Origin of the sequence: Agaribacterium haliotis (assembly GCF_002312815.1) — a bacterium.
Classification (GTDB): domain Bacteria; phylum Pseudomonadota; class Gammaproteobacteria; order Pseudomonadales; family Cellvibrionaceae; genus Agaribacterium; species Agaribacterium haliotis.
Map to the genome: position 1 here is coordinate 43,673 of NZ_NKQJ01000003.1, position 19,374 is coordinate 63,046.

Annotated in this window: 17 protein-coding genes; 15 read left to right on the forward strand and 2 right to left on the reverse strand. The window is 52.9% G+C overall.

Annotated elements, in window-relative coordinates:
• Window positions 1-4: 4 nt before the first annotated feature.
• From gatC to moeB, 14 genes are all read left to right on the forward strand, one after another.
• Window positions 5-286 (forward strand): Asp-tRNA(Asn)/Glu-tRNA(Gln) amidotransferase subunit GatC, encoded by a 282-nt coding sequence (gene gatC / locus CFK45_RS04650; RefSeq protein WP_096085268.1) that lies wholly within the window; start codon window positions 5-7, stop codon window positions 284-286.
• Between the two features lie 20 nt (window positions 287-306).
• Window positions 307-1,761, forward strand: a complete 1,455-nt coding sequence (gene gatA / locus CFK45_RS04655; protein ID WP_096085269.1) for an Asp-tRNA(Asn)/Glu-tRNA(Gln) amidotransferase subunit GatA — start codon at window positions 307-309, stop codon at window positions 1,759-1,761.
• Window positions 1,762-1,772: 11 nt separating this feature from the next.
• Window positions 1,773-3,212 (forward strand): Asp-tRNA(Asn)/Glu-tRNA(Gln) amidotransferase subunit GatB, encoded by a 1,440-nt coding sequence (gene gatB / locus CFK45_RS04660; protein ID WP_096085270.1) that lies wholly within the window; start codon window positions 1,773-1,775, stop codon window positions 3,210-3,212.
• Complete coding sequence (locus CFK45_RS04665; protein ID WP_096085271.1) at window positions 3,209-3,508, forward strand: PA4642 family protein; 300 nt, start codon at window positions 3,209-3,211, stop codon at window positions 3,506-3,508. Before gatB ends, CFK45_RS04665 begins: the two co-directional genes overlap by 4 nt.
• Before the next feature lie 4 nt (window positions 3,509-3,512).
• Window positions 3,513-4,295 (forward strand): sulfate transporter CysZ, encoded by a 783-nt coding sequence (gene cysZ, locus CFK45_RS04670; protein WP_239923559.1) that lies wholly within the window; start codon window positions 3,513-3,515, stop codon window positions 4,293-4,295.
• 67 nt (window positions 4,296-4,362) lie between these two features.
• Window positions 4,363-4,854: a TIGR00645 family protein gene (locus CFK45_RS04675; protein WP_096085272.1), complete on the forward strand. Its 492-nt coding sequence runs from the start codon at window positions 4,363-4,365 to the stop codon at window positions 4,852-4,854.
• 140 nt (window positions 4,855-4,994) lie between these two features.
• Entirely contained in the window at window positions 4,995-6,440 is a 1,446-nt protein-coding gene (locus CFK45_RS04680; protein WP_096085273.1) for a hypothetical protein, read from the forward strand.
• A gap of 100 nt (window positions 6,441-6,540) precedes the next feature.
• Window positions 6,541-6,900, forward strand: coding sequence for a DUF4870 family protein (locus tag CFK45_RS04685; RefSeq protein WP_096085274.1), 360 nt, complete (start codon window positions 6,541-6,543; stop codon window positions 6,898-6,900).
• 349 nt (window positions 6,901-7,249) lie between these two features.
• Window positions 7,250-9,097: a phosphomethylpyrimidine synthase ThiC gene (gene thiC, locus CFK45_RS04690; protein WP_096085275.1), complete on the forward strand. Its 1,848-nt coding sequence runs from the start codon at window positions 7,250-7,252 to the stop codon at window positions 9,095-9,097.
• Between the two features lie 12 nt (window positions 9,098-9,109).
• A complete protein-coding gene (locus tag CFK45_RS04695; protein WP_096085276.1) occupies window positions 9,110-10,261 on the forward strand; it encodes an FAD-dependent oxidoreductase in 1,152 nt (383 codons plus the stop codon).
• Window positions 10,258-10,455 carry a sulfur carrier protein ThiS gene (thiS, locus tag CFK45_RS04700; protein WP_096085277.1) on the forward strand — a complete coding sequence of 66 codons (198 nt, stop codon included), beginning with the start codon at window positions 10,258-10,260 and terminating at the stop codon, window positions 10,453-10,455. The genes CFK45_RS04695 and thiS overlap by 4 nt, the downstream gene beginning before the upstream one ends.
• Before the next feature lie 8 nt (window positions 10,456-10,463).
• On the forward strand, window positions 10,464-11,249 hold the full coding sequence (locus tag CFK45_RS04705) for a thiazole synthase (protein ID WP_096085278.1): 786 nt from the start codon (window positions 10,464-10,466) through the stop codon (window positions 11,247-11,249).
• Window positions 11,246-12,766 (forward strand): thiamine phosphate synthase, encoded by a 1,521-nt coding sequence (thiE, locus tag CFK45_RS04710; protein WP_096085279.1) that lies wholly within the window; start codon window positions 11,246-11,248, stop codon window positions 12,764-12,766. The genes CFK45_RS04705 and thiE overlap by 4 nt, the downstream gene beginning before the upstream one ends.
• Entirely contained in the window at window positions 12,738-13,877 is a 1,140-nt protein-coding gene (gene moeB, locus CFK45_RS04715) for a HesA/MoeB/ThiF family protein (RefSeq protein WP_096085280.1), read from the forward strand. Before thiE ends, moeB begins: the two co-directional genes overlap by 29 nt.
• Before the next feature lie 13 nt (window positions 13,878-13,890).
• On the opposite strand, the gene CFK45_RS04720 is transcribed toward moeB, so the two are convergent.
• Complete coding sequence (locus tag CFK45_RS04720) at window positions 13,891-15,129, reverse strand: response regulator (protein WP_096085281.1); 1,239 nt, start codon at window positions 15,127-15,129, stop codon at window positions 13,891-13,893.
• Between the two features lie 209 nt (window positions 15,130-15,338).
• Window positions 15,339-16,496 carry an ATP-dependent RNA helicase RhlB gene (gene rhlB, locus CFK45_RS04725; protein WP_204378420.1) on the reverse strand — a complete coding sequence of 386 codons (1,158 nt, stop codon included), beginning with the start codon at window positions 16,494-16,496 and terminating at the stop codon, window positions 15,339-15,341.
• Window positions 16,497-16,837: 341 nt separating this feature from the next.
• On the opposite strand from rhlB, the gene CFK45_RS04730 reads away from it, so the two are divergent.
• Window positions 16,838-19,351 carry a TonB-dependent receptor gene (locus CFK45_RS04730; RefSeq protein ID WP_096085282.1) on the forward strand — a complete coding sequence of 838 codons (2,514 nt, stop codon included), beginning with the start codon at window positions 16,838-16,840 and terminating at the stop codon, window positions 19,349-19,351.
• Window positions 19,352-19,374 lie beyond the last annotated feature (23 nt).

Consider the following 19,374-nt stretch of genomic DNA (forward strand, 5'->3'; position numbering starts at 1 on the left):
CGATGTGAACCCTTCCGAAATTCAAAAAATTGCCCACCTGGCACGTGTGCATATCAGCGACGATGTCGCCGAGGAAACCGCCAAAAGCATCACCGAGGTGCTCGGCCTTGTCGACCAACTGCAAGCGGCCGACACCGACGGCGTAGCGCCGATGGCCCACCCACTGGATGCGGTTCAGCGCCTGCGCGCCGACGTCGTGACGGAGACAAATGTTCGCGAAAAAATGCAGAGCATTGCCCCCGCCACCGAAGAAGGCCTCTACCTCGTTCCCAAAGTTATTGACTAAGCTCTGCACGGATTATTGCAATGCACACGTTGACACTCGCACAACAGCTACAAAAGTTAGAGGCCAAGGAGTTCTCCAGCCTCGAACTGACCCAACACTATCTCGAACGCATCAAGCGCTTAGATGGCGAACTTAACAGTTTTATTACCACCACCGAAGAGCTTGCGCTCGCACAAGCCAAGGCGGCTGATAGCAAACGCGCCGCCGGCGACAGTGCGCCTTTGCTCGGTGTACCAATTGCACACAAAGACATCTTTTGCACCGACGGCGTATTAACCAGCTGCGGCTCAAAAATGCTGAGCAACTTCAAAGCGCCCTACAACGCCACCGTGGTCGAAAACTACCTCAACGCCGGCGCCGTCACCCTCGGCAAAACCAATATGGACGAGTTTGCGATGGGGTCGTCCAACGAGACCTCGTATTTTGGCAAGGTCTTAAACCCCTGGGCGCGCGACTGTGTGCCCGGCGGCTCCTCCGGCGGTTCAGCGGCCTGTGTCGCCGCGCGCCTGGCGCCGGCGGCCACTGCAACGGACACCGGCGGCTCAATTCGCCAACCGGCGGCACTGTGTGGCATCACTGGCATCAAGCCAACTTACGGCCGCGTCAGCCGCTGGGGCATGATTGCGTTTGCGTCGAGCCTCGATCAGGGCGGTGTCATGGCTCAAACAGCCGAAGACTGCGCGCTGATGCTGAGCACCATGGCCAGCTATGACAGTAAAGATTCAACCAGCATCGACAAAGAAGTGCCCGACTACAGCGCCGGGCTCAATGCCAGCCTCGACGGTTTGCGCATAGGTGTGCCCGAAGAGTATTTCGGTGAAGGCCTCGACCCCGGCACCGAACAAGCTGTGCAAGACGCCATCAAGGTGTATCAGAGCCTCGGTGCAGAAATTGTCAGCATCACCTTGCCGCACACCGAGCTGGCCGTGCCCGCTTATTACGTGATTGCCCCGGCCGAATGTTCAGCCAACTTGAGCCGCTTTGACGGCGTGCGCTACGGCTATCGCTGCGAAAACCCTCAAGATCTCGAAGACCTGTACAAGCGCTCGCGCGGCGAAGCCTTTGGCGAAGAGGTCAAGCGCCGCATCCTCGTAGGCACCTATGCGCTGAGCGCGGGTTATTACGATGCTTACTATCGCAAGGCACAGCAGGTCAGGCGCCTGATGAAGCAGGATTTTGAACAGGCCTTTGCCAAGGTCGACCTGATTCTCGGGCCGACCTCACCGAGCCCGGCCTTCCCGTTCGGCAGCAAAACTGACGATCCGGTCGCGATGTACCTCGAAGATATCTATACCATTGCCACTAATCTCGCCGGCCTACCCGGCATGAGCCTGCCCTGCGGCCTGGTCGATGGCAAACCCGTCGGCCTGCAATTAATCGGCAACTACTTCGACGAAGCGCGCATGTTAGGCGCCGCACACCGCTTCCAGCAAGCGACCGATTTCCACAGCCTCGCCCCAGCCGGCATTGAATAAGGAGTACTGATATGCAATGGGAAACAGTGATTGGCTTGGAAGTTCACGTTCAGCTGAACACCAATACTAAAATTTTCTCCGGCTCCAGTATCGCCTTTGGCGCCGAACCCAATACTCAGGCCAGCCTGGTCGACCTGGCCATGCCCGGCACCCTGCCAGTGGCGAACGAAGAAGCTTTCCGCAAAGCGGTGATGTTTGGCCTGGCCATCGATGCCGAAATCGGCAAAGAGTCTGTATTTGAGCGTAAAAACTACTTTTACCCGGATCTGCCCAAGGGTTATCAAACCACCCAGCTCGACAAGCCGATAGTCATCGGCGGCCATGTCGATATTCAGGTCGGCGAAGCGACTAAGCGCGTGCGCATCCACCACGCCCACCTCGAAGAAGACGCAGGCAAAAGCCTGCACGAAGATTTCCATGGCATGAGTGGCATCGACCTAAACCGAGCCGGCACACCGCTGATTGAAATTGTCACCGAGCCCGATATTCGCAGCGCCGACGAGGCAGTGGCTTTCGCCCGTAAGCTGCACGCTCTGGTGAGCTCTCTCGGCATCTGCGACGGTGAGATGAGCCAGGGGTCGATGCGTTTTGACGTTAATATAAGCGTGCGCCCAATGGGCGAAGACAAGCTCGGCACCCGCACCGAAACCAAAAACCTGAACAGCTTCCGCTTTATGGAACGCTGTATCGAACAGGAAGTTGAGCGCCAGATCGAAGTCATCGAAGACGGCGGCAGCATCACTCAGGAAACGCGCTTATATAACGGCGATACACACACCGCAAAGAGTATGCGCTCGAAAGAAGAAGCCAACGACTACCGCTACTTCCCGTGCCCGGACCTGCTGCCGGTACACATCGACGATGACTATATCGAACAAGTGCGCAAATTGTTGCCGGAGCTACCAGCCGCGCGCAAAGCCCGCTTTGAAGAGCAGTACGGTCTATCAGCTTACGACGCCGAATTACTTAGCGACAGTGCTGTGAGCGCTCAATTTTTTGAAGCGGCCACCGCCAAGAGTGGCGATGCCAAACTCAGCGCCAACTGGCTGATGGGCGAGGTCAGTGCCCGCTTGAACGCCGAAGAGATTAGCCTGAGCGAAGCGCCGATTAACGCCGAGCAACTCGGTGAGCTAATCCTGCGCATCAAAGACGGGACTATTAGTAGCAAAATAGCTAAAACCGTTTTTGATGCACTGTGGAAAGGCGAAGGCGACGTCGACCTTATTATCGAAGCCAAAGGCTTGAAACAAGTCAGCGACAGCGGCGCTCTTGAAAAGATTGTCGACGAGGTTATTAACAACAACGCCGCACAGGTAGAAAACTATCGCGCCGCCGACGACGATAAAAAACCGAAAATGCTCGGCTTTTTTGTTGGCCAGTGCATGAAAGCATCAAAAGGCCAGGCCAACCCACAACAACTGAACAAAATTTTGAAAGAGAAATTAGCATGAGCTTAAAAAAAGACAAACAAAAAGTCCTCGGTGAAGTATTTGATGAAGCGCGTGTAAAGTCATTTCTGGAAATACGTGAAACCGAAGGCATAAACCGCGATTACGCCCTGCTCGAGCGCGCCTACCGCAGTATGAAAGCCGAAAATTTCGCAAGCTTTGTCGGCTTTTTTGTTGAAGCCGGCCACGATCTCAACGCCAAAGGCCCGGAGGGGCTGAGCCTGTTACAAATCGCCCAACAGCACGAGCAAAGTAAGGAATACTGCGCCGCCTTGAGCGCCGCCGGAGCCCAAGCTTAAGCCCATGCCGATTGACGCCCCTCGCAACAACCTCATTACCGGCGCACGCTATATGTTCGAAGGGGCGCGGCTGCTGCTGCACCCCAAATTGCGCCCGTACATACTTGTCCCGCTGATTGTTAACTGCGTTTTATTTATTGTTTTAACGAGTGTGTTACTCAGCTACTTTTGGACGGTTTTTAACGAAGGCAGCTCGTGGATACCCGAATCCATACAACCGTGGGTCGCGCCGTTTGCGTGGTTTGTCTGGTTTATTGTCGGGGTACTTTTTTTAATTGTTTACGGTTACAGCTTTAACGTCATCACCAATATTATTGCCGCGCCGTTTTACGGTTTGCTTGCCGAAAGTGTCGAGCGTGTATTAACCGGCCAGGGCCCACCCGAAGAAAGCTTAAGCGCAATGATATTCAGAACCTTGGGCCGCGAATTTAGCAAACTCATGTATTTTCTCGGCCGCGGTTTACTAATTATTTTAGTCATGGTGTTGGTTGGTTTTATCCCGCTTGTGCAAGTACTGGCGCCGCTAATTGGCATGCTCTGGGGGGCCTGGTCGATGGCGATTCAATACGCCGACTACCCCGCCGACAATCACCAATTGCCCTTTAGTCGCACGCGCCTTGCACTATGGAACCGCATGGCCTCGACCTTCGGATTTGGCAGCTGCCTGATGACCTGCTCTGTGATTCCGATTGTAAATATTTTTGCGATGCCCGCGGCCGTTGCAGGCGGCACCTTATTTTGGCTCAAAGAGCTCAAAGAACAGGTGGAGCTCGACAAACGACAATAAGTATATTGCCGCTACGCGTGGTTGGGGCACGGCGCAGCGGCAAAGCGCTAACACCACAGGAAAAGAGATGGAAAATTTAATTGAAAAACTGCTGTATCGCTCGCGCTGGTTGCTGGCGCCGATTTATCTCGGCTTAAGCCTTGCCGTCATTGCCTTGTGTTTTTTGTTTTTCCGCGAGGTCTACCACCTGCTCGCACACATCTTAACAATCAAAGAGGCCGACGTTATTCTGCTGGTGCTGTCACTGATAGATATCGCCATGGTCGGCGGCCTGCTGGTAATGGTAATGATGAGCGGCTACGAAAACTTTGTCAGCGCCTTGCGTGTTGACGACGACGAAGAAAAGCTCGCCTGGCTCGGCAAAATGGATTCATCCTCACTCAAAGCCAAAATTGCTGCGAGCATCGTCGCTATTTCATCTATTCATTTGCTGAAAATGTTTATGAATCTCGAGCACATCGCCAACGACAAACTGCAGTGGTACGTCATTATCCATATGACGTTTGTCTTGTCGGCATTCTTAATGAGCCTCGGCGACAGTAAGTTTTTTAAAAACTAAACAAGAATCCGCGCCCGCGCAAGCGGGCGACCCTCAATACGCAAATACAATAAACCCCACTCACCTGTTTATTAATCGCCATCGTTGCTCTCGCCACTGTGTTAATGTAAGTTTGCTCACTTTTTACACTCGAGCCAGCAATGCAGCACACAAAAAACCTGTTATTTATTCTAATTACATGCGCCCTTGCCGCTTGCACAGGCGGCAACAGTGACAGCCCTGGCGCGGCCAGCCCATCGCCCCAGGCGCAACTTAGTCCAAGTCCAAGCCCAAGCCCAAGCCCAAGCCCAAGCCCAAGCCCAAGCCCAATAGCTAAGCTTAATATTCAGATAAATGTAGAAAAAGATATTTGTGGCGATGAAAAACCCACAGATATGAAACTCTACAGAGTCTTAGATTCAGGTGAAAAAGTTGAACTGTGGTCACAAGGGCCAGGCCAAAACACCATTGAAATTACTGCAGACATTGGCCAGCATTTCAATCTGCTTGCCGAGTCTGCAAGCCAGCGCACCAGCGAACACTACTTAAGTTTGGCTGAAGGCCAAGTGAACATTGAGGCCTTTGCCTACGAAAATCAAACAGCGGAATCGCTCAGCTGCAACTGCCAGTGGCTCAGCTTTGACACAGAAGAGTTACCGCCCGTTTATTACATAAACTTCAATACCTACGGCGAGAGAAATATTTTTTTTGATTTTCTCGGTAGAGTAGCAATCGAGTCGTGCGAGAACCCAGTAGATACGACAACATCTTACCGCAGCTATATCGCACAAGAGCACGAAGGCGAGTCTGATCGCAGCTATCAAGTTGAAGCTGGTGATTATCGTATAGAACCCGTGGACCACGGCTTTTACACTGACTACGAGATCATTCTGGAAGAAAACCCGGCGTACCGCACGCTTGAGTTTGAACTGTTAGACAATGCTGCCGATGAGGTTGAAAATACGATTTATGCGCATCCGCTAGGTTCAGATATCGTTAAAATTCGCCAGCCCAATATTTACAGCTTTACCCACAGCCCCGATACCAAAAGCGAAAACACCTTGATATTTGAGCTTATCAACCAGCCAAATTTAGACTGGGTTAGCACAGATACAACAACAACTGGCTTTTTTCAGACGCTGTGGCAAAACGCTGGCGTAGAACTATCACAAGGCAGCGGCCGATCGTCAGCCAAACAGTTTGTATCAATAGATACATCGTCGTTAGCTGATACTTATGCTCGCCCAGCCATCAAAACGGTCACTCCGATTAGTATCGGCCTCGAACAAAAAAGCGATACAACCCTGCTCCGTTTTAACGGCAACAATCACGACGTGCTTATTTTAAGTTTCAGCTTATATGGAAGTAATGTCACAGAAGTCGTAAGAAAACAACGGTTTTACCTCGACGGCCACAGCACAGAGTTTGACCTTGCAGCAGCATCTATTTTAAAAGAGCAGGCAGCCTTTGAAAGCTTCAATGTCGCAGCCACATTCCTTAATAGGCGCGGTGCAGATAATTACACCGAGGCCGTGGGCCTGCCCGCAAAATATGATGAAAGCACAGCACAACTAGTTATCGGTTATGAAAAAGTACAAGCTGATTAATTCCTGCTTGTGCAAATCAACAGCTTGACGTGTTGATATAGCTAGCACGCCTAAGGCGTGCTAGGCTCGCGCTACGGTTAAAGCAATTAAGGATAATAGTATGAGCGATAGCGCTGATAACCAAGCCAAAGAACTGGCAAACACCTCCAACCCCAAACTGGTCTACATTCTCTACCTTGTGGGCATACTGCTCGGATTTACCGGCATCATCGGTGTGATCATTGCGTACATCAACAAAAGTGACGCGCCCGAATGGATCCAAAGCCACTATCGATTCCAAATCCGTACGTTTTGGATAGGCCTGCTGTATTCTGTGATCGCTATGATTCTAACCACGGTGATTGTCGGCTTCTTTGTATTAGTTTTTGTTCTGATCTGGCTAATTATTCGCTGTGTGAAAGGTATGAAATATCTCGACAAAGGCGAAGCATATCCAGAACCCAGCAGCTGGATGTTCTAACAAACACTTCGGCTCAGTTCCCAATGGCGGTCTTTGCCCATGGCGCTGACCGCCACTGCTCCTGCTCTTGACCCTGCGATGCCCCACTATAGACAGGCACTGCCGCCAAACAGGCACATTCGCCGAATTGCCCGAGACACAGTTTCGCCGTAGAATAGCCGCGACTCTCGGGGAGCCCTGCGCTGAGACGTAACCAGCTATATCAAAACACATGATCTAAGCTGGGAGCGGACCCGTACCACCTGATCCGATTAGCATCGGCGTAGGGAAGAGCTCGGGACTGGCCCACTGTGTTCGTTTGCCCATCCTCACTCCGACCGCGCCAGACGAATCCACTGCCGGAGTGAGCATGAACAGCCTTACCGATACCTCGACCGCCGACGCGCAAGACATCATTACTCGCGAGCCTTTGCCCGCGAGCAGCAAAATCTACGTAAAAAGCGAAAGCAACCCAGACATTAAGGTGCCGATGCGCGAAATCGCTTTGACCGATGGCACCAGCGTCAGTGTCTACGACTGCTCCGGCCCCTATACCGACCCCACTGCTGAAATTAATGTACACGAAGGTCTGCCCGACATCCGCAGCAAGTGGATTGAAGCGCGCGGCGACACTGAAGCCTACGAAGGCCGCGAGATCAAACCCATCGACAACGGCCACACCGATGAAATTCGCGGTTTTGCCTATTACAACGAAAAACTGCAGCGTAAACCTCGCCGCGCCAAAGAAGGCGGCAACGTCAGCCAGATGCACTATGCGCGCAAGGGCATTATCACCCCCGAGATGGAATACATCGCCATCCGTGAAAACCAAAGTCGCGAAGCCCTGCGCAACGAATTCACCACCGAAGAGCGCAACGAGCGCTTAAAAGGCCACAGCTGGGGTGCAAACCTGCAGCCCATCACGGCGGAATTTGTCCGCAAAGAAGTGGCCGAAGGCCGCGCCATTATCCCGGCCAACATCAACCACACCGAGCTGGAGCCGATGATCATCGGCCGCAACTTCCTCGTTAAGATCAACGCCAACATCGGTAACTCGGCGCTGACCTCTTCCATTGAAGAAGAAGTAGAAAAACTGGTGTGGTCCATCCGCTGGGGCGGCGACACCGTGATGGATCTGTCCACCGGCAAGCACATTCACGCAACCCGTGACTACATCGTGCGCAACAGCCCGGTCCCCATCGGCACCGTACCCATTTACCAGGCGCTCGAAAAAGTTAACGGCGTTGCCGAAGACCTGACCTGGGAAGTCTTCCGCGACACCCTGATTGAGCAGGCCGAACAAGGTGTCGACTACTTCACCATCCACGCCGGTGTACTGCTGCGCTATGTGCCGCTGACAGCCGATCGTGTCACCGGCATCGTCAGCCGTGGTGGTTCCATCATGGCCAAGTGGTGTATTGCCCACCACAAAGAAAACTTCCTCTACACCCACTTTGAGGAAATCTGTGAAATCATGAAGGCCTACGACGTGAGCTTCTCACTCGGCGACGGCCTGCGCCCAGGCTCGCTGGCCGATGCCAACGATGCTGCGCAATTTGGCGAGCTCGAAACCTTGGGTGAGCTGACTCAAATCGCCTGGAAACACGACGTACAGGTAATGATTGAAGGCCCTGGCCACGTGCCCATGCACATGGTTAAAGAGAACATGGACAAGCAGCTTGAAGTTTGTCACGAAGCACCGTTCTACACCTTGGGGCCACTGACCACCGATATTGCACCAGGTTACGACCACTTCACTTCCGGTATCGGCGCCGCGATGATTGGCTGGTTTGGCTGTGCCATGCTTTGTTATGTCACGCCCAAAGAGCACTTAGGTCTACCTAACCGCGACGACGTAAAAGAAGGCATCATCACCTACAAGATTGCCGCTCACGCCGCCGACGTTGCCAAGGGGCACCCTGGCGCGCGTTACCGCGACGACATGCTGTCCAAAGCGCGCTTTGAATTCCGCTGGGAAGACCAGTTCAACTTAGGGTTGGATCCGGATCGCGCGCGTGAATTCCACGACGAGACCCTGCCCAAAGACAGCGCCAAGGTGGCTCACTTCTGCTCCATGTGCGGCCCCAAATTCTGCTCAATGAAAATCTCCCAGGAAGTTCGCGATTACAGCGAGCAGCAAAAAGAGATTGAAGCAGGCATGAAGCAAAAGAGTGAGGAATTCCTTGCTCAGGGCGGCGAGATTTATAAAGAAGTTTAATTCACCGCTTATATGTCCAACCCTCTCTCGATAGGCATAGCAGGCGCCGGCCTAAGTGGGCGCTTACTCGCCTGGCAGCTTGCCAAACTCGGCCACCGCATCACGCTGTTTGATAAAGATCAGCGCGAGGCGGGTGACGCCGCCGGTTTCACCGCCGCGGGCATGCTCACCCCCTATGCCGAAGCCGAAGCTGCCGAGCTGCCAATTTACCGCCTGGGTCTGCGCTCGCTTGAGCTCTGGCCTTCGCTGGTACAGGAACTTGGCTCTGTGCGCTACCAGAGCCGCGGCTCCTTGTTACTCGCTCACGCTGCAGACTACGCGGAGCTCGCTCAGTTCAACGCCCAGCTTAAGCACAGCATTGAGCCTTCTGCCAATCAGCAACAGCATTTGGATAGACGCGGCTTACACCAGCTTGAGCCCGAACTTTGCGAACATTTCGACAAGGCGGAGTTCTTCCCTGAAGAAGCCTGGATCAGTGCCAGTGATTGCATGCAGGCGCTGGCCCGGCAGTGCCTAGAGCTCGGAGTACAGTGGCTTGAGCACACCCAGGTCGAGGAAATAGGCGAGGCCTTTATTTGCGCTCGACAGCGCCATCAAGCGCACGCAAAACAACAGCCTGAACAGGCTCCTCAGCAACACGGCGAAGCGCTGCGCCGGGACTTTGACTGGGTCATTGACTGTCGCGGCACCGGAGCTAAAAGCGAGTGGAAAGATGTGCGCGCCGTGCGCGGAGAGCTGCTGTGGGTGCAGGCACCAGCGGTGAACATCACGCGTTTAGTGCGCTTGATGCACCCGCGCTACCGACTGTATTTAGTACCGACAGGTAAAGATGACATTTACATTATCGGCGCCACTCAAATAGAAAGCGAAGACTGGTCGCCAATGAGTGTGCGCTCGGCGCTGGAACTGCTTTCTGCACTGTACAGCCTGCACAGCGGTTTTGCCGAAGCGCGCATTGTTAAAATGGACAGTAACTGTCGGCCGGCACTGAAAAACAACCTGCCTCAAATTCAAGTTCACAACAGGGTGCTGCGCATTAACGGGCTTTTTCGCCACGGTTATTTACTTGCCCCGGCTGTTGCCGAGCAAGTGTTAGCGGTGATTCAAAAGCAAAAAGTCTGCAACACGCACAGCGCGATTGATAGCATTGTAAGCAACGTATGAAAGTTTTAGTTAACGATAAAGCTCACCAGCTTAGCTCCAATAAATTAACCGAGTTAATAAACGATTTAGTCAAAGGTGATGCGCCCTTTGCAATCGCCGTCAACGCTCAATTTATACCGCGCAGCAACTACGACACGATTGAACTACAAGACGGCGACAGCGTTGAAATCCTAAGCCCTATGCAAGGTGGTTAATCAAAAGCATGTGGACCCTCGCAGATAAAACCATAAAGAGCCGCCTACTAATCGGCACCGCGCTCTACCCTTCACCACAGATTATGGTCGACGCCATTAACGCCTCCGGGGCCGAAGTGCTGACCGTCAGCTTGCGCCGTCAAAACCCAGAGCAGGGCGGCGGCCAGGAATTTTGGAATTATTTAAAAGAGCTCAACCTAAACATTCTGCCCAATACCGCAGGTTGTCACAGCGTGAAAGAAGCCGTAACCACGGCACAAATGGCGCGCGAGCTTTTTAATACCAACTGGCTCAAGCTCGAAGTCATTGGCGATGATTACAACTTGCAACCCGACCCCTTTGCCCTGCTCGAAGCAAGTAAAGAATTAATCGCCCAGGGTTTTGAAGTCTTTCCCTATTGCACCGACGATTTAGTTTTGTGTGAAAAACTGGTTGAAGCCGGCTGTCGCATACTTATGCCCTGGGGCGCCCCCATCGGCACCGGCCGTGGCCTGACTGACCCCTACGCCTTAAAAGTTTTGCGCGCGCGCATGCCCAAAGACATTACGATGATCGTCGATGCCGGCATAGGCAGCCCCTCGCACGCCGTTCAGGCGCTGGAGATGGGCTATGACGGCGTACTGCTCAATACCGCGGTGGCAAAAGCCGCAGATCCAATCGTTATGGCCCGTGCGTTTAAACACGCGCTTGAAGCCGGCCGCTTAGGTTATGAAGCCGGCGTAATGCCGGAAAAAGATCTGGCAGCACCGAGCACCCCCACACTGGGCACGCCCTTCTGGCATCAAAACAAATGAGTAACAGCACTAACGCAAGCCGCCCCGCCGTTTTGTGCATAGGCGGCAATGACAGCGCCGGCATGGCCGGCCTGAGCATGGATGTCAAAGTTTGCTCGGCACTGGGGGCCCACGCCTTAAGTGTCTGCACGGCAAATACCGCACAAAATTCCACACAGTTTTCCGCCCTGAACCCGCTTGCCTGTGAAACACTTCAAAGCCAGCTCGACGGCATTCAAAGCTGTGAGTTCAGCACCATCAAACTTGGCTTGGTCGCCAGTGAAGAGCAGCTCGACCTGCTTAAACACTGGCTGCCCAAGCAGCAGCGCCCGGTCATTTGGGACCCGGTGATGGCCGCCACAGCCGGAGACAGTTTTTGCTCCGCCAGCATGCTGGCAAAACTTAAAGAACTCGCGCATGGCATCAGCCTGCTCACCCCGAATATTCCCGAAGCCGAAGCGCTGCTCGAACAAAGCATCACAAGCCCGGGCGATATCGAAGCGGCCGCAAAGCAATTGCTGCAGCTCGGCTTTCAGGCTGTACTTATTAAGGGTGGTCACCGCGATTCAATTCAAGGCCAGAACCAAAGTCTCGCACAGGATTATTTTAGCGATGGCCAGCGCAGCTTCTGGTTAAGCTCGGAAGCGCTTCCCGGCAGTAACACTCGCGGCAGTGGTTGTGCTTTTGCTTCGGCCGTCGCGGCAGCTTTGGCTCTGCAATATTCGCTCTACGATGCTGTAGTGATCGCCAAAATGGCCATCAACCAGGGCATGTTAAACAGCTATGCACTTGGTGCCCAGCGCGGCCCGCTGGCAGTTAAAAACTTCCCGAAAAGCCAGCACGAGTTGCCCGTGCTCAGCGCTACTCACCCCGACGAGCTGTTACCTGCCTTTCCCGGCTGTACCTTGCCCGATGGTGGTGAAGCGCCACTTGGCCTCTACCCGGTTGTCGACAGTGCCGCCTGGCTTGAACGCCTGTTGCCGCTGGGCATCACTACCGCCCAGCTGCGTGTTAAAGAACTTGAAGGCAAGGCGCTCGAAGACGAAATCGAAAGAGCCATAAGCTTGGGGCGCCAGTACAACTGCCGCCTGTTTATCAATGACTACTGGCAACTGGCCATTAAACACCAGGCTTATGGTGTACACCTCGGCCAGGAAGATCTGGACGATGCCGACATCAAGGCCATTCGCGAAGCCGGCCTGCGCCTGGGCACCAGCACCCACTGCCACTACGAAGTTGCGCGTGCCCACCACTACCGCCCAAGTTATGTCGCAGTCGGCCCGGTTTACGCAACCACAACCAAAATCATGCCGTGGATTCCACACGGGCCCGAAGGTTTTCGCTACTGGCAGCAGTGCCTCAATTATCCGCTGGTTGCCATCGGCGGTATCAACGCAAGTCGAATTCAGGCCATGCTTGAAGCCGGCGCAAACGGCATTGCAATGATTACCGCCATCACCCTGGCCGAAAGCCCACAAAACAGCGCAAAAATATTTAAAGAGCAGATCGATGAATACCAGCAGCAAAGCGCCAAATAGCGCAGATATGGAATTCAGTGGCGACGAGTGGCTGCGCTATACCCGCCATATTCAACTGCCACAATTTGGTCTTGAGGGGCAACAAAAACTCAAGCACAAAAAAGTATTGATCGTGGGCGCTGGTGGACTCGGCTCGCCAGTGGCCCTCTACCTCGCTGCCGCAGGCGTGGGTACACTTAGCTTAATTGATCACGACGATGTAGATATTAGCAATTTACAGCGGCAAATTTTATTTACCCACAGCGACGTAGGCCTGAATAAAGCCGAACGCGGCAAAAAACATTTAAACGCGCTAAATAACGATATTGTTATCAACGCCATCGCTCAGCGCTTTGAAGGCGAGCTCGCCGAGCAATTAATTTGTGAGCACGATTTAATTCTCGATTGTACCGACAACTTCGCCACCCGCTATCAAATAAACGACCTGTGCTTTAAGCATCAAAAACCGTGGATATTTGCCAGCATCTACCAGTTCAGTGGCCAGTGTGCGCTATTTAGCCCCGGTAATGCTTGTTTTCGCTGCCTCTTCCCCGACTACCCAGAAAATGTTGACGACTGCAATGCTGCCGGAGTTATCGGTGTGTTGCCGGGCCTGCTCGGTACCTTGCAGGCCAGTGAAGCCATAAAACAGCTGGCCGGACTGGCTAGCCCGCTCGACGGCTCTTTGTTATTAGTCGACGCAATGCAGCTGAGTTTTAGAACAATCAAACTCGCCGCGTGCAGTGAATGCGCCTGCTGCTCTGGAACAAGCACTGAGCCGGGTAAAAAACTCAGCGACGACTACGTTTTGCCAGCCTGCGACAGCACAAATAACAGTACAACAAATTTAACTATCGAACAGTTTGAGCAGGCACTTAACGGCGGTAATTACACACTGCTTGATGTTCGCAGTGCAGCAGAGCATCAAGCATTTAATATCGGTGGCAAAAACCTTGCGCTTGCCCAAATTGAAAACGGCGATAGACCAACTGAAGCCCGAAAAGACATACTCCTGTACTGCCAAAGCGGCGTGCGCAGTGCCAAAGCGGCAGAGCTGCTCGGGCAACAGGGTTTAAAAGCGTTTAGCCTACAGGGCGGCTTATTAAACTGGCTGCGAAGTGGACGGCGCTAAAGAGGCGAGCCTTTTAATCGCCAATAACAATATCGCCGCCGGCATCGTTTGCTCGCTGTAAACAAGAAATGGCCGAACTTAGCAGCTGATCCGCATTTTGAACTCGGCGGCTGCTGACCCCCGCCGCCACGCCAAAACTAAACTGCCCTTCGGGCAAGCTCACCGTCGACGCAGCCAGTAGCTGGCGAACCTTTTCAACGTAAGCACAGGCTTTTTGGTTATCTAAACCGGGCATCAGCACTGCAAACTTACAGCCGCCAAGGCGCGCCAGAAAAAAGCGGTCAAAGCTTTTCATCAAGCGCCCGGCAAGTAACTTTAACGCTTCATCGCCGGCGTTAAACCCTTGCTGCTCGTTAAATAAATCAAAACCTTCAAGCTCAAGTACAGCAAGGCTTAAGGGTGTGTTTTTATCTTCGGCCTGGTTAATACGCTGCTCGGCAACGCGGAAAAAGTGACTGCGACTGTAACACGCGCACAGCTCATCGCGATTTGCCGCGTCTTTAATGCGCTCAATCAGCTCTAGAAACTCGACATTGTGATTGATGCGGCAAAAAAACTCTTCGTGGTTAAAAGGTTTTTGCAGAAAGTCATTGGCCCCGTATTTGATAAATCTAGCCGACAGTGAACGGTCGTCTTCCGAGCTTAGGCCAATAATAATCAGGTCACTTTTTTCATACTTGACCCTCAAGTTTTTCACCAGTTCAAAACCGTCCATGCGCGGCATCTGGTAGTCGGTCACTAGCAAACGTATATCGGGGTTATCTAAAATCAGTTTGACCGCATCCACACCGTCTTCGGCTTCATATACATTAAACAGCTGCAACTTAAAAAGCTGACTTAACATGCGCCGCTGTACGGCGCTGTCGTCAACCACCAACACTTTGTACTGAGTATTTAAAATAAGCCGGTGAATGGTATTAAGGGCGAGCTCGTAGCTATAGCGCCCCTCTTTGGTGACATAATCAACCACGCCTTTTTTTAGCAGTTCACCGCGGCGCTGTTCGTCAAAGCTTGCCGTCAAAACAATGCACGGCAGTTTTTTGCTAAGCATCAAATCGACAATTTCACCGCTGGGCGCATCCGGCAACCCCAAGTCGACCAGGCAACAAAAGTAGTCTTGTTTATCGAGCAGTGCCGACGCCGCGGCCATGGAAGCGGCATAGTCAACTTGTATTAGACGCGAGCCGCCAAGCACATGGCGAATCACCTTAGTCACCATGTGGCTATCTTCTACAACCAAGACTCGTTTCATCTGCAACACTCTTTATCTAAAACTCTGAAGCTGAGCTTATTTAATACAGTGTAGGAGATGAAAACGCAGATTGATTAGTTAATACAGGCCACCGGCCAAGCCCGGCAATAACCAGGAGCGCAGCAAAAAGAATAGAAATAAGTGCGGGCAGCTCAAAGCGCAGGGCCGAGCGCAGCAACGGCCGCACTTATTTGGGCAAAAAGTTGAACTTACAAGCCTTTTAACAGGGACTCAGGAGGGTGCTCACACTCGAGCTTGCCACCTAAGAGTTTTTCAATACTCGGCAGGCGAAACGCATCGTCTTCACAGGCAAAGCTTATCGAGGTGCCCGAGGTGCCGGCGCGGCCGGTGCGGCCAATGCGGTGCACGTAGTCTTCCGGCTCTTCGGGCAAGGTGTAATTAATTACGTGGCTAACCCCGTCAATATGAATGCCCCGCCCTGCCACATCGGTCGCAACCAGGAACTTCAGCTGGCCCTTTTTGAAGGCTTCTAGGGTTTTAATACGTTTATTCTGGGCGATATCACCGCTGAGTAAACCTACCTTATAGCCGGCGTGACGCAGTTCATCGTGCAGGCGGCGGCACTCATCGCGACGGTTGGCAAAAATCATCGCGCTGTTAACATCATCCTCAGAAATAATATTCTTCAAAATATCCAGTTTCTCATCACTGCCAACCATGTAGAGCTTTTGCTCAACTGTGTCGGTGGCGACACTCTTAGGTTCAATTTCAACCCTGGCAGGGTCAACCATCCAGCGCTCGCCAAGGCGCTCAACATCGTTGTTAAAGGTTGCACTAAACATCATGGTCTGGCGGCAGTCCTTGCGCGGACAGTAGCGCTCAATACGCTTAACCTGGGGAATAAACCCCATATCGAGCATGCGATCAGCCTCGTCGATAACAAGCACCTCACACTGATCCAGATAAACATAGCGCTTCTCACAAAAGTCGATCAGGCGACCAGGTGTCGCAATAACTATGTCGACATGCTTAGCCTGCAACTTTTTCATCTGCTTGTCGTAATCAACACCGCCGACTAACGAGACAATATGCAGGTTGAGATATTTATTTAACTCAATGGCATCTTTCTCGATTTGCAGCGCAAGCTCGCGTGTCGGGCTCAATACCACCGCGCGCGGCTCACCGGCATAGCGCTCATCGGGGGCCGACTCATTAATAAGCGACTCAAACAAAGCGAGCAAAAATGCAGCTGTTTTACCCGTCCCTGTCTGGGCTTTGCCCATCACATCGTGGCCAGCCAAACTCCACGGCAAGCTTTTTTCCTGAATCGGAGAGCAAGTCGTGAAGTTCATGTCGGCGAGGGCTTTTTGAATTGGGGCGGATAGAGATAGTTCGGTAAACAGCATGTAGGAGCAAATCTTGGGCTTTTAAAGTGGTCGCCATTTAAACAGAAAGCCCCACCAAAGCCCAGCTAAAGCACACTTTGAACACCAATAAAGCTGCAATAAAGTGCTGTTAGGCGCAAAACGACTTAATGCACGCCCCCAAACAGACCGAACAAAAGTATGAAGCAGCCATTTCTTTTCATCTTTTACACCGCTAATATGCTCACAAAGCCAGGCCCTACAACGTATACAGCGGGCTTGTCTATACTCCAAAACAAATTGCTTAAAAAAAGATAATAAACAGCGCCGACAAGACTCAGCAAATGAGCCTGGCCCTAATAATGAGAAATGGAGCACTTCCTATGAGCCCGACGCAATTCCCACAACGGCTGCGCGCAAACAAACTCTGCCCTCTGGCTGTCGCTATTGGCTTGAGCCTGCCAGCAGGCGGCGCACTCGCCGCCGATTCCAGCCCCAAATTAGAAGAAGTCATTGTTGCCGCGCAAAAACGCAGTGAAAACCTGCAGGACGTACCGCTGTCTGTTGCGGCTATGAGCGGCCAAAAAATGAATGAAGCCGGCATCACTACCGTTGCCGATATCAGTGTACATATGCCCAATATCCACCTGACCGAGACAGGCTTTAGCACCCAGCTGCGCGTGCGGGGCATCGGCTCGGACAACAGCCAGGGTTTTGAGCAAAGTGTCGGCATGTACGTCGACGGTATTTATCACGGCCGCGCGCAATTATTTCGCCTACCGATGATGGACATGCAACGCGTTGAACTCTTGCGCGGCCCGCAGTCAACGCTGTTTGGCAAAAACTCTATTGCCGGCGCGTTAAATTTAACCACCGCGCGCCCAACGGATGACTTCCAGGGCGAACTGCGCCTCTCTCACGAGCCCGAATACCAGCAGAACGAGATCAACGCAGTTTTGTCGGGCGGGCTGAGCGATACACTGCGCGCGCGCTTGGCGCTTCGCGACTACAGCGAGGACGGCTATTTCTACAACAGCAGCAAAGACCGCGACGAAGCGCAAAGTGAACAAAGCGCCGTGCGCTTGAGCTTAGAGTGGGATGCAACAAAAGATTTAGCTCTGTTTTTAAAGGCTGAGCAAAACAAATTTGAAACCCACGGGCGGCCGATGGAAATCACCCATGACGTCGCACTCGATGGCTCTCCATTTGGCAATTTAAATTACGCCACTATTTTAAGCACACCAATTTCAGCCGGAGGGCTTGGCGAAAGCGAGCTCGAAAGCAAGCGGGACTACACCCGTCAAAGTGATGCCGACGAATACAGCGACAACACCGTAAAGAACCTCACCTTTATCGCCGACTACCAATGGGGCGACTACAGTCTCAGTGCGGTCAGCGGCTGGCTCGACTTCAACTACGACGAAATCTGTGACTGCGACTACACCGCATCCAATATTCTGCCGCTGCCACTGGGTGAAGACTACGAGCAGTTCAGTCAGGAACTGCGCATCGCCAGCCCCACTGACGGCAAGTTCGAGTGGCTCGCAGGCCTGTATTTTCAAAATTGGGAACAGGAGTTTTACGACGAGTTAAGCATTACCGCAGACAATCTGATGCCTGCAAAACTCGGCCCATCGAACCCCAATCCCGCCATTGGCGCAGCCTTGCAAGCGCTCGCCAACTCGGGCCTGCGCCGCGACTTTGAGCAGAGCTCAGACTCCTACGCAGCCTTTGGCCGCTTCAGCTACAAAGCCACCGACAAGCTCAAGCTGACCTTTGGCGCACGCTATACCGTTGAAGAAAAACAAGCCCACAAACACTTGTGGTTATTCGATACTGCGACGCACGCGCCGCATACAGACCCGGTACGAGCCGCGCAACTCGGTGCCATTTATGTCAATCCGGCGCTGTTTCGCGCGGAATCCGACCAAGCGGTTGTAGGCCAAGACAGTCAGGGCAATACTGTGCCGCTGGTTTGGTCTGGGCACAACGTTAAAAAAACACGCAAAGAAAATGTGTTCACCCCGCTTGTTGATGTGCAATATCAACTTAACGACAACAACATGCTCTACGCGCTGTACACTACAGGCTATAAAGCCGGCGGTTTTGACCCTCGCTCAAACAGCGTCGGCAACCTGGCAACGCCGGTCACCGATGTCGGCAACCGCACCGAAGACAACCCCTACCTGTATTTTGAGTTCGAAGAAGAAACCAGCACAACCTACGAGCTCGGTTCAAAAAATACCGTTGGTGACGGCCGCGGCGAAATAAACATCGCCCTATTCCGCACCGTGTACAAGGATTTACAAGTCGCGCAATTTGACGGCGCCGTCGGTTTTAATACCGGCAACGCCCCTGAGACTGTTGTGCAAGGCATAGAGCTCGATGGCCGCTGGGCGATTAGCGAGCACTTGATTGCCAGCTACGGCGCCAGCTACCTGGATTTTGAATACACGGATTTTAAACACGGTAACTGCTATGCCGGGCAGAGCCCAAGCGGCAGCCTCGGGGGTATTCCAACCTGTGACTACACCGGCAAGCGCGGTGTCTACACTCCCGATTACACCATCAACCTTAGCTTGGACTACCGCCGGGACATCGCCCGCAATATGCAGTTTGTGACAGTGCTCGATGCCCAGCAAGTCGACGGCCACAACGTGCACGTCAACCTCGATCCAGCCGGGGAAATTGATAGCTATACCATGCTCGGTGCGCGTATCGCCTTAGAAACGGCTCACTGGTCGCTGGCACTGCTCGGTAAAAACTTGCTCGACGAGTACGTCATCAGTTATTCGGGCAATGCACCACTGGCTGAAACCAACTTCTATACCAATACGCACTACAGCACTGTGCGCCGACCGAGAACCATCGCCCTGGAAGCCGCAGTGCGCTTTTAGGGCCTTTACCAGAGCCTGCTGAT

Excerpts from the sequence above, each read along its gene's own strand:
- gatA (WP_096085269.1), top strand. The coding sequence starts at position 307 with ATGCACACGTTGACACTCGCACAACAGCTACAAAAGTTAGAGGCCAAG.
- gatB (WP_096085270.1), top strand. The coding sequence starts at position 1,773 with ATGCAATGGGAAACAGTGATTGGCTTGGAAGTTCACGTTCAGCTGAAC.
- CFK45_RS04665 (WP_096085271.1), top strand. The coding sequence starts at position 3,209 with ATGAGCTTAAAAAAAGACAAACAAAAAGTCCTCGGTGAAGTATTTGAT.
- cysZ (WP_239923559.1), top strand. The coding sequence starts at position 3,513 with ATGCCGATTGACGCCCCTCGCAACAACCTCATTACCGGCGCACGCTAT.
- CFK45_RS04675 (WP_096085272.1), top strand. The coding sequence starts at position 4,363 with ATGGAAAATTTAATTGAAAAACTGCTGTATCGCTCGCGCTGGTTGCTG.
- CFK45_RS04680 (WP_096085273.1), top strand. The coding sequence starts at position 4,995 with ATGCAGCACACAAAAAACCTGTTATTTATTCTAATTACATGCGCCCTT.
- CFK45_RS04685 (WP_096085274.1), top strand. The coding sequence starts at position 6,541 with ATGAGCGATAGCGCTGATAACCAAGCCAAAGAACTGGCAAACACCTCC.
- thiC (WP_096085275.1), top strand. The coding sequence starts at position 7,250 with ATGAACAGCCTTACCGATACCTCGACCGCCGACGCGCAAGACATCATT.
- CFK45_RS04695 (WP_096085276.1), top strand. The coding sequence starts at position 9,110 with ATGTCCAACCCTCTCTCGATAGGCATAGCAGGCGCCGGCCTAAGTGGG.
- thiS (WP_096085277.1), top strand. The coding sequence starts at position 10,258 with ATGAAAGTTTTAGTTAACGATAAAGCTCACCAGCTTAGCTCCAATAAA.
- CFK45_RS04705 (WP_096085278.1), top strand. The coding sequence starts at position 10,464 with ATGTGGACCCTCGCAGATAAAACCATAAAGAGCCGCCTACTAATCGGC.
- thiE (WP_096085279.1), top strand. The coding sequence starts at position 11,246 with ATGAGTAACAGCACTAACGCAAGCCGCCCCGCCGTTTTGTGCATAGGC.
- moeB (WP_096085280.1), top strand. The coding sequence starts at position 12,738 with ATGAATACCAGCAGCAAAGCGCCAAATAGCGCAGATATGGAATTCAGT.
- CFK45_RS04720 (WP_096085281.1), bottom strand. The coding sequence starts at position 15,129 with ATGAAACGAGTCTTGGTTGTAGAAGATAGCCACATGGTGACTAAGGTG.
- rhlB (WP_204378420.1), bottom strand. The coding sequence starts at position 16,496 with ATGCTGTTTACCGAACTATCTCTATCCGCCCCAATTCAAAAAGCCCTC.
- CFK45_RS04730 (WP_096085282.1), top strand. The coding sequence starts at position 16,838 with ATGAGCCCGACGCAATTCCCACAACGGCTGCGCGCAAACAAACTCTGC.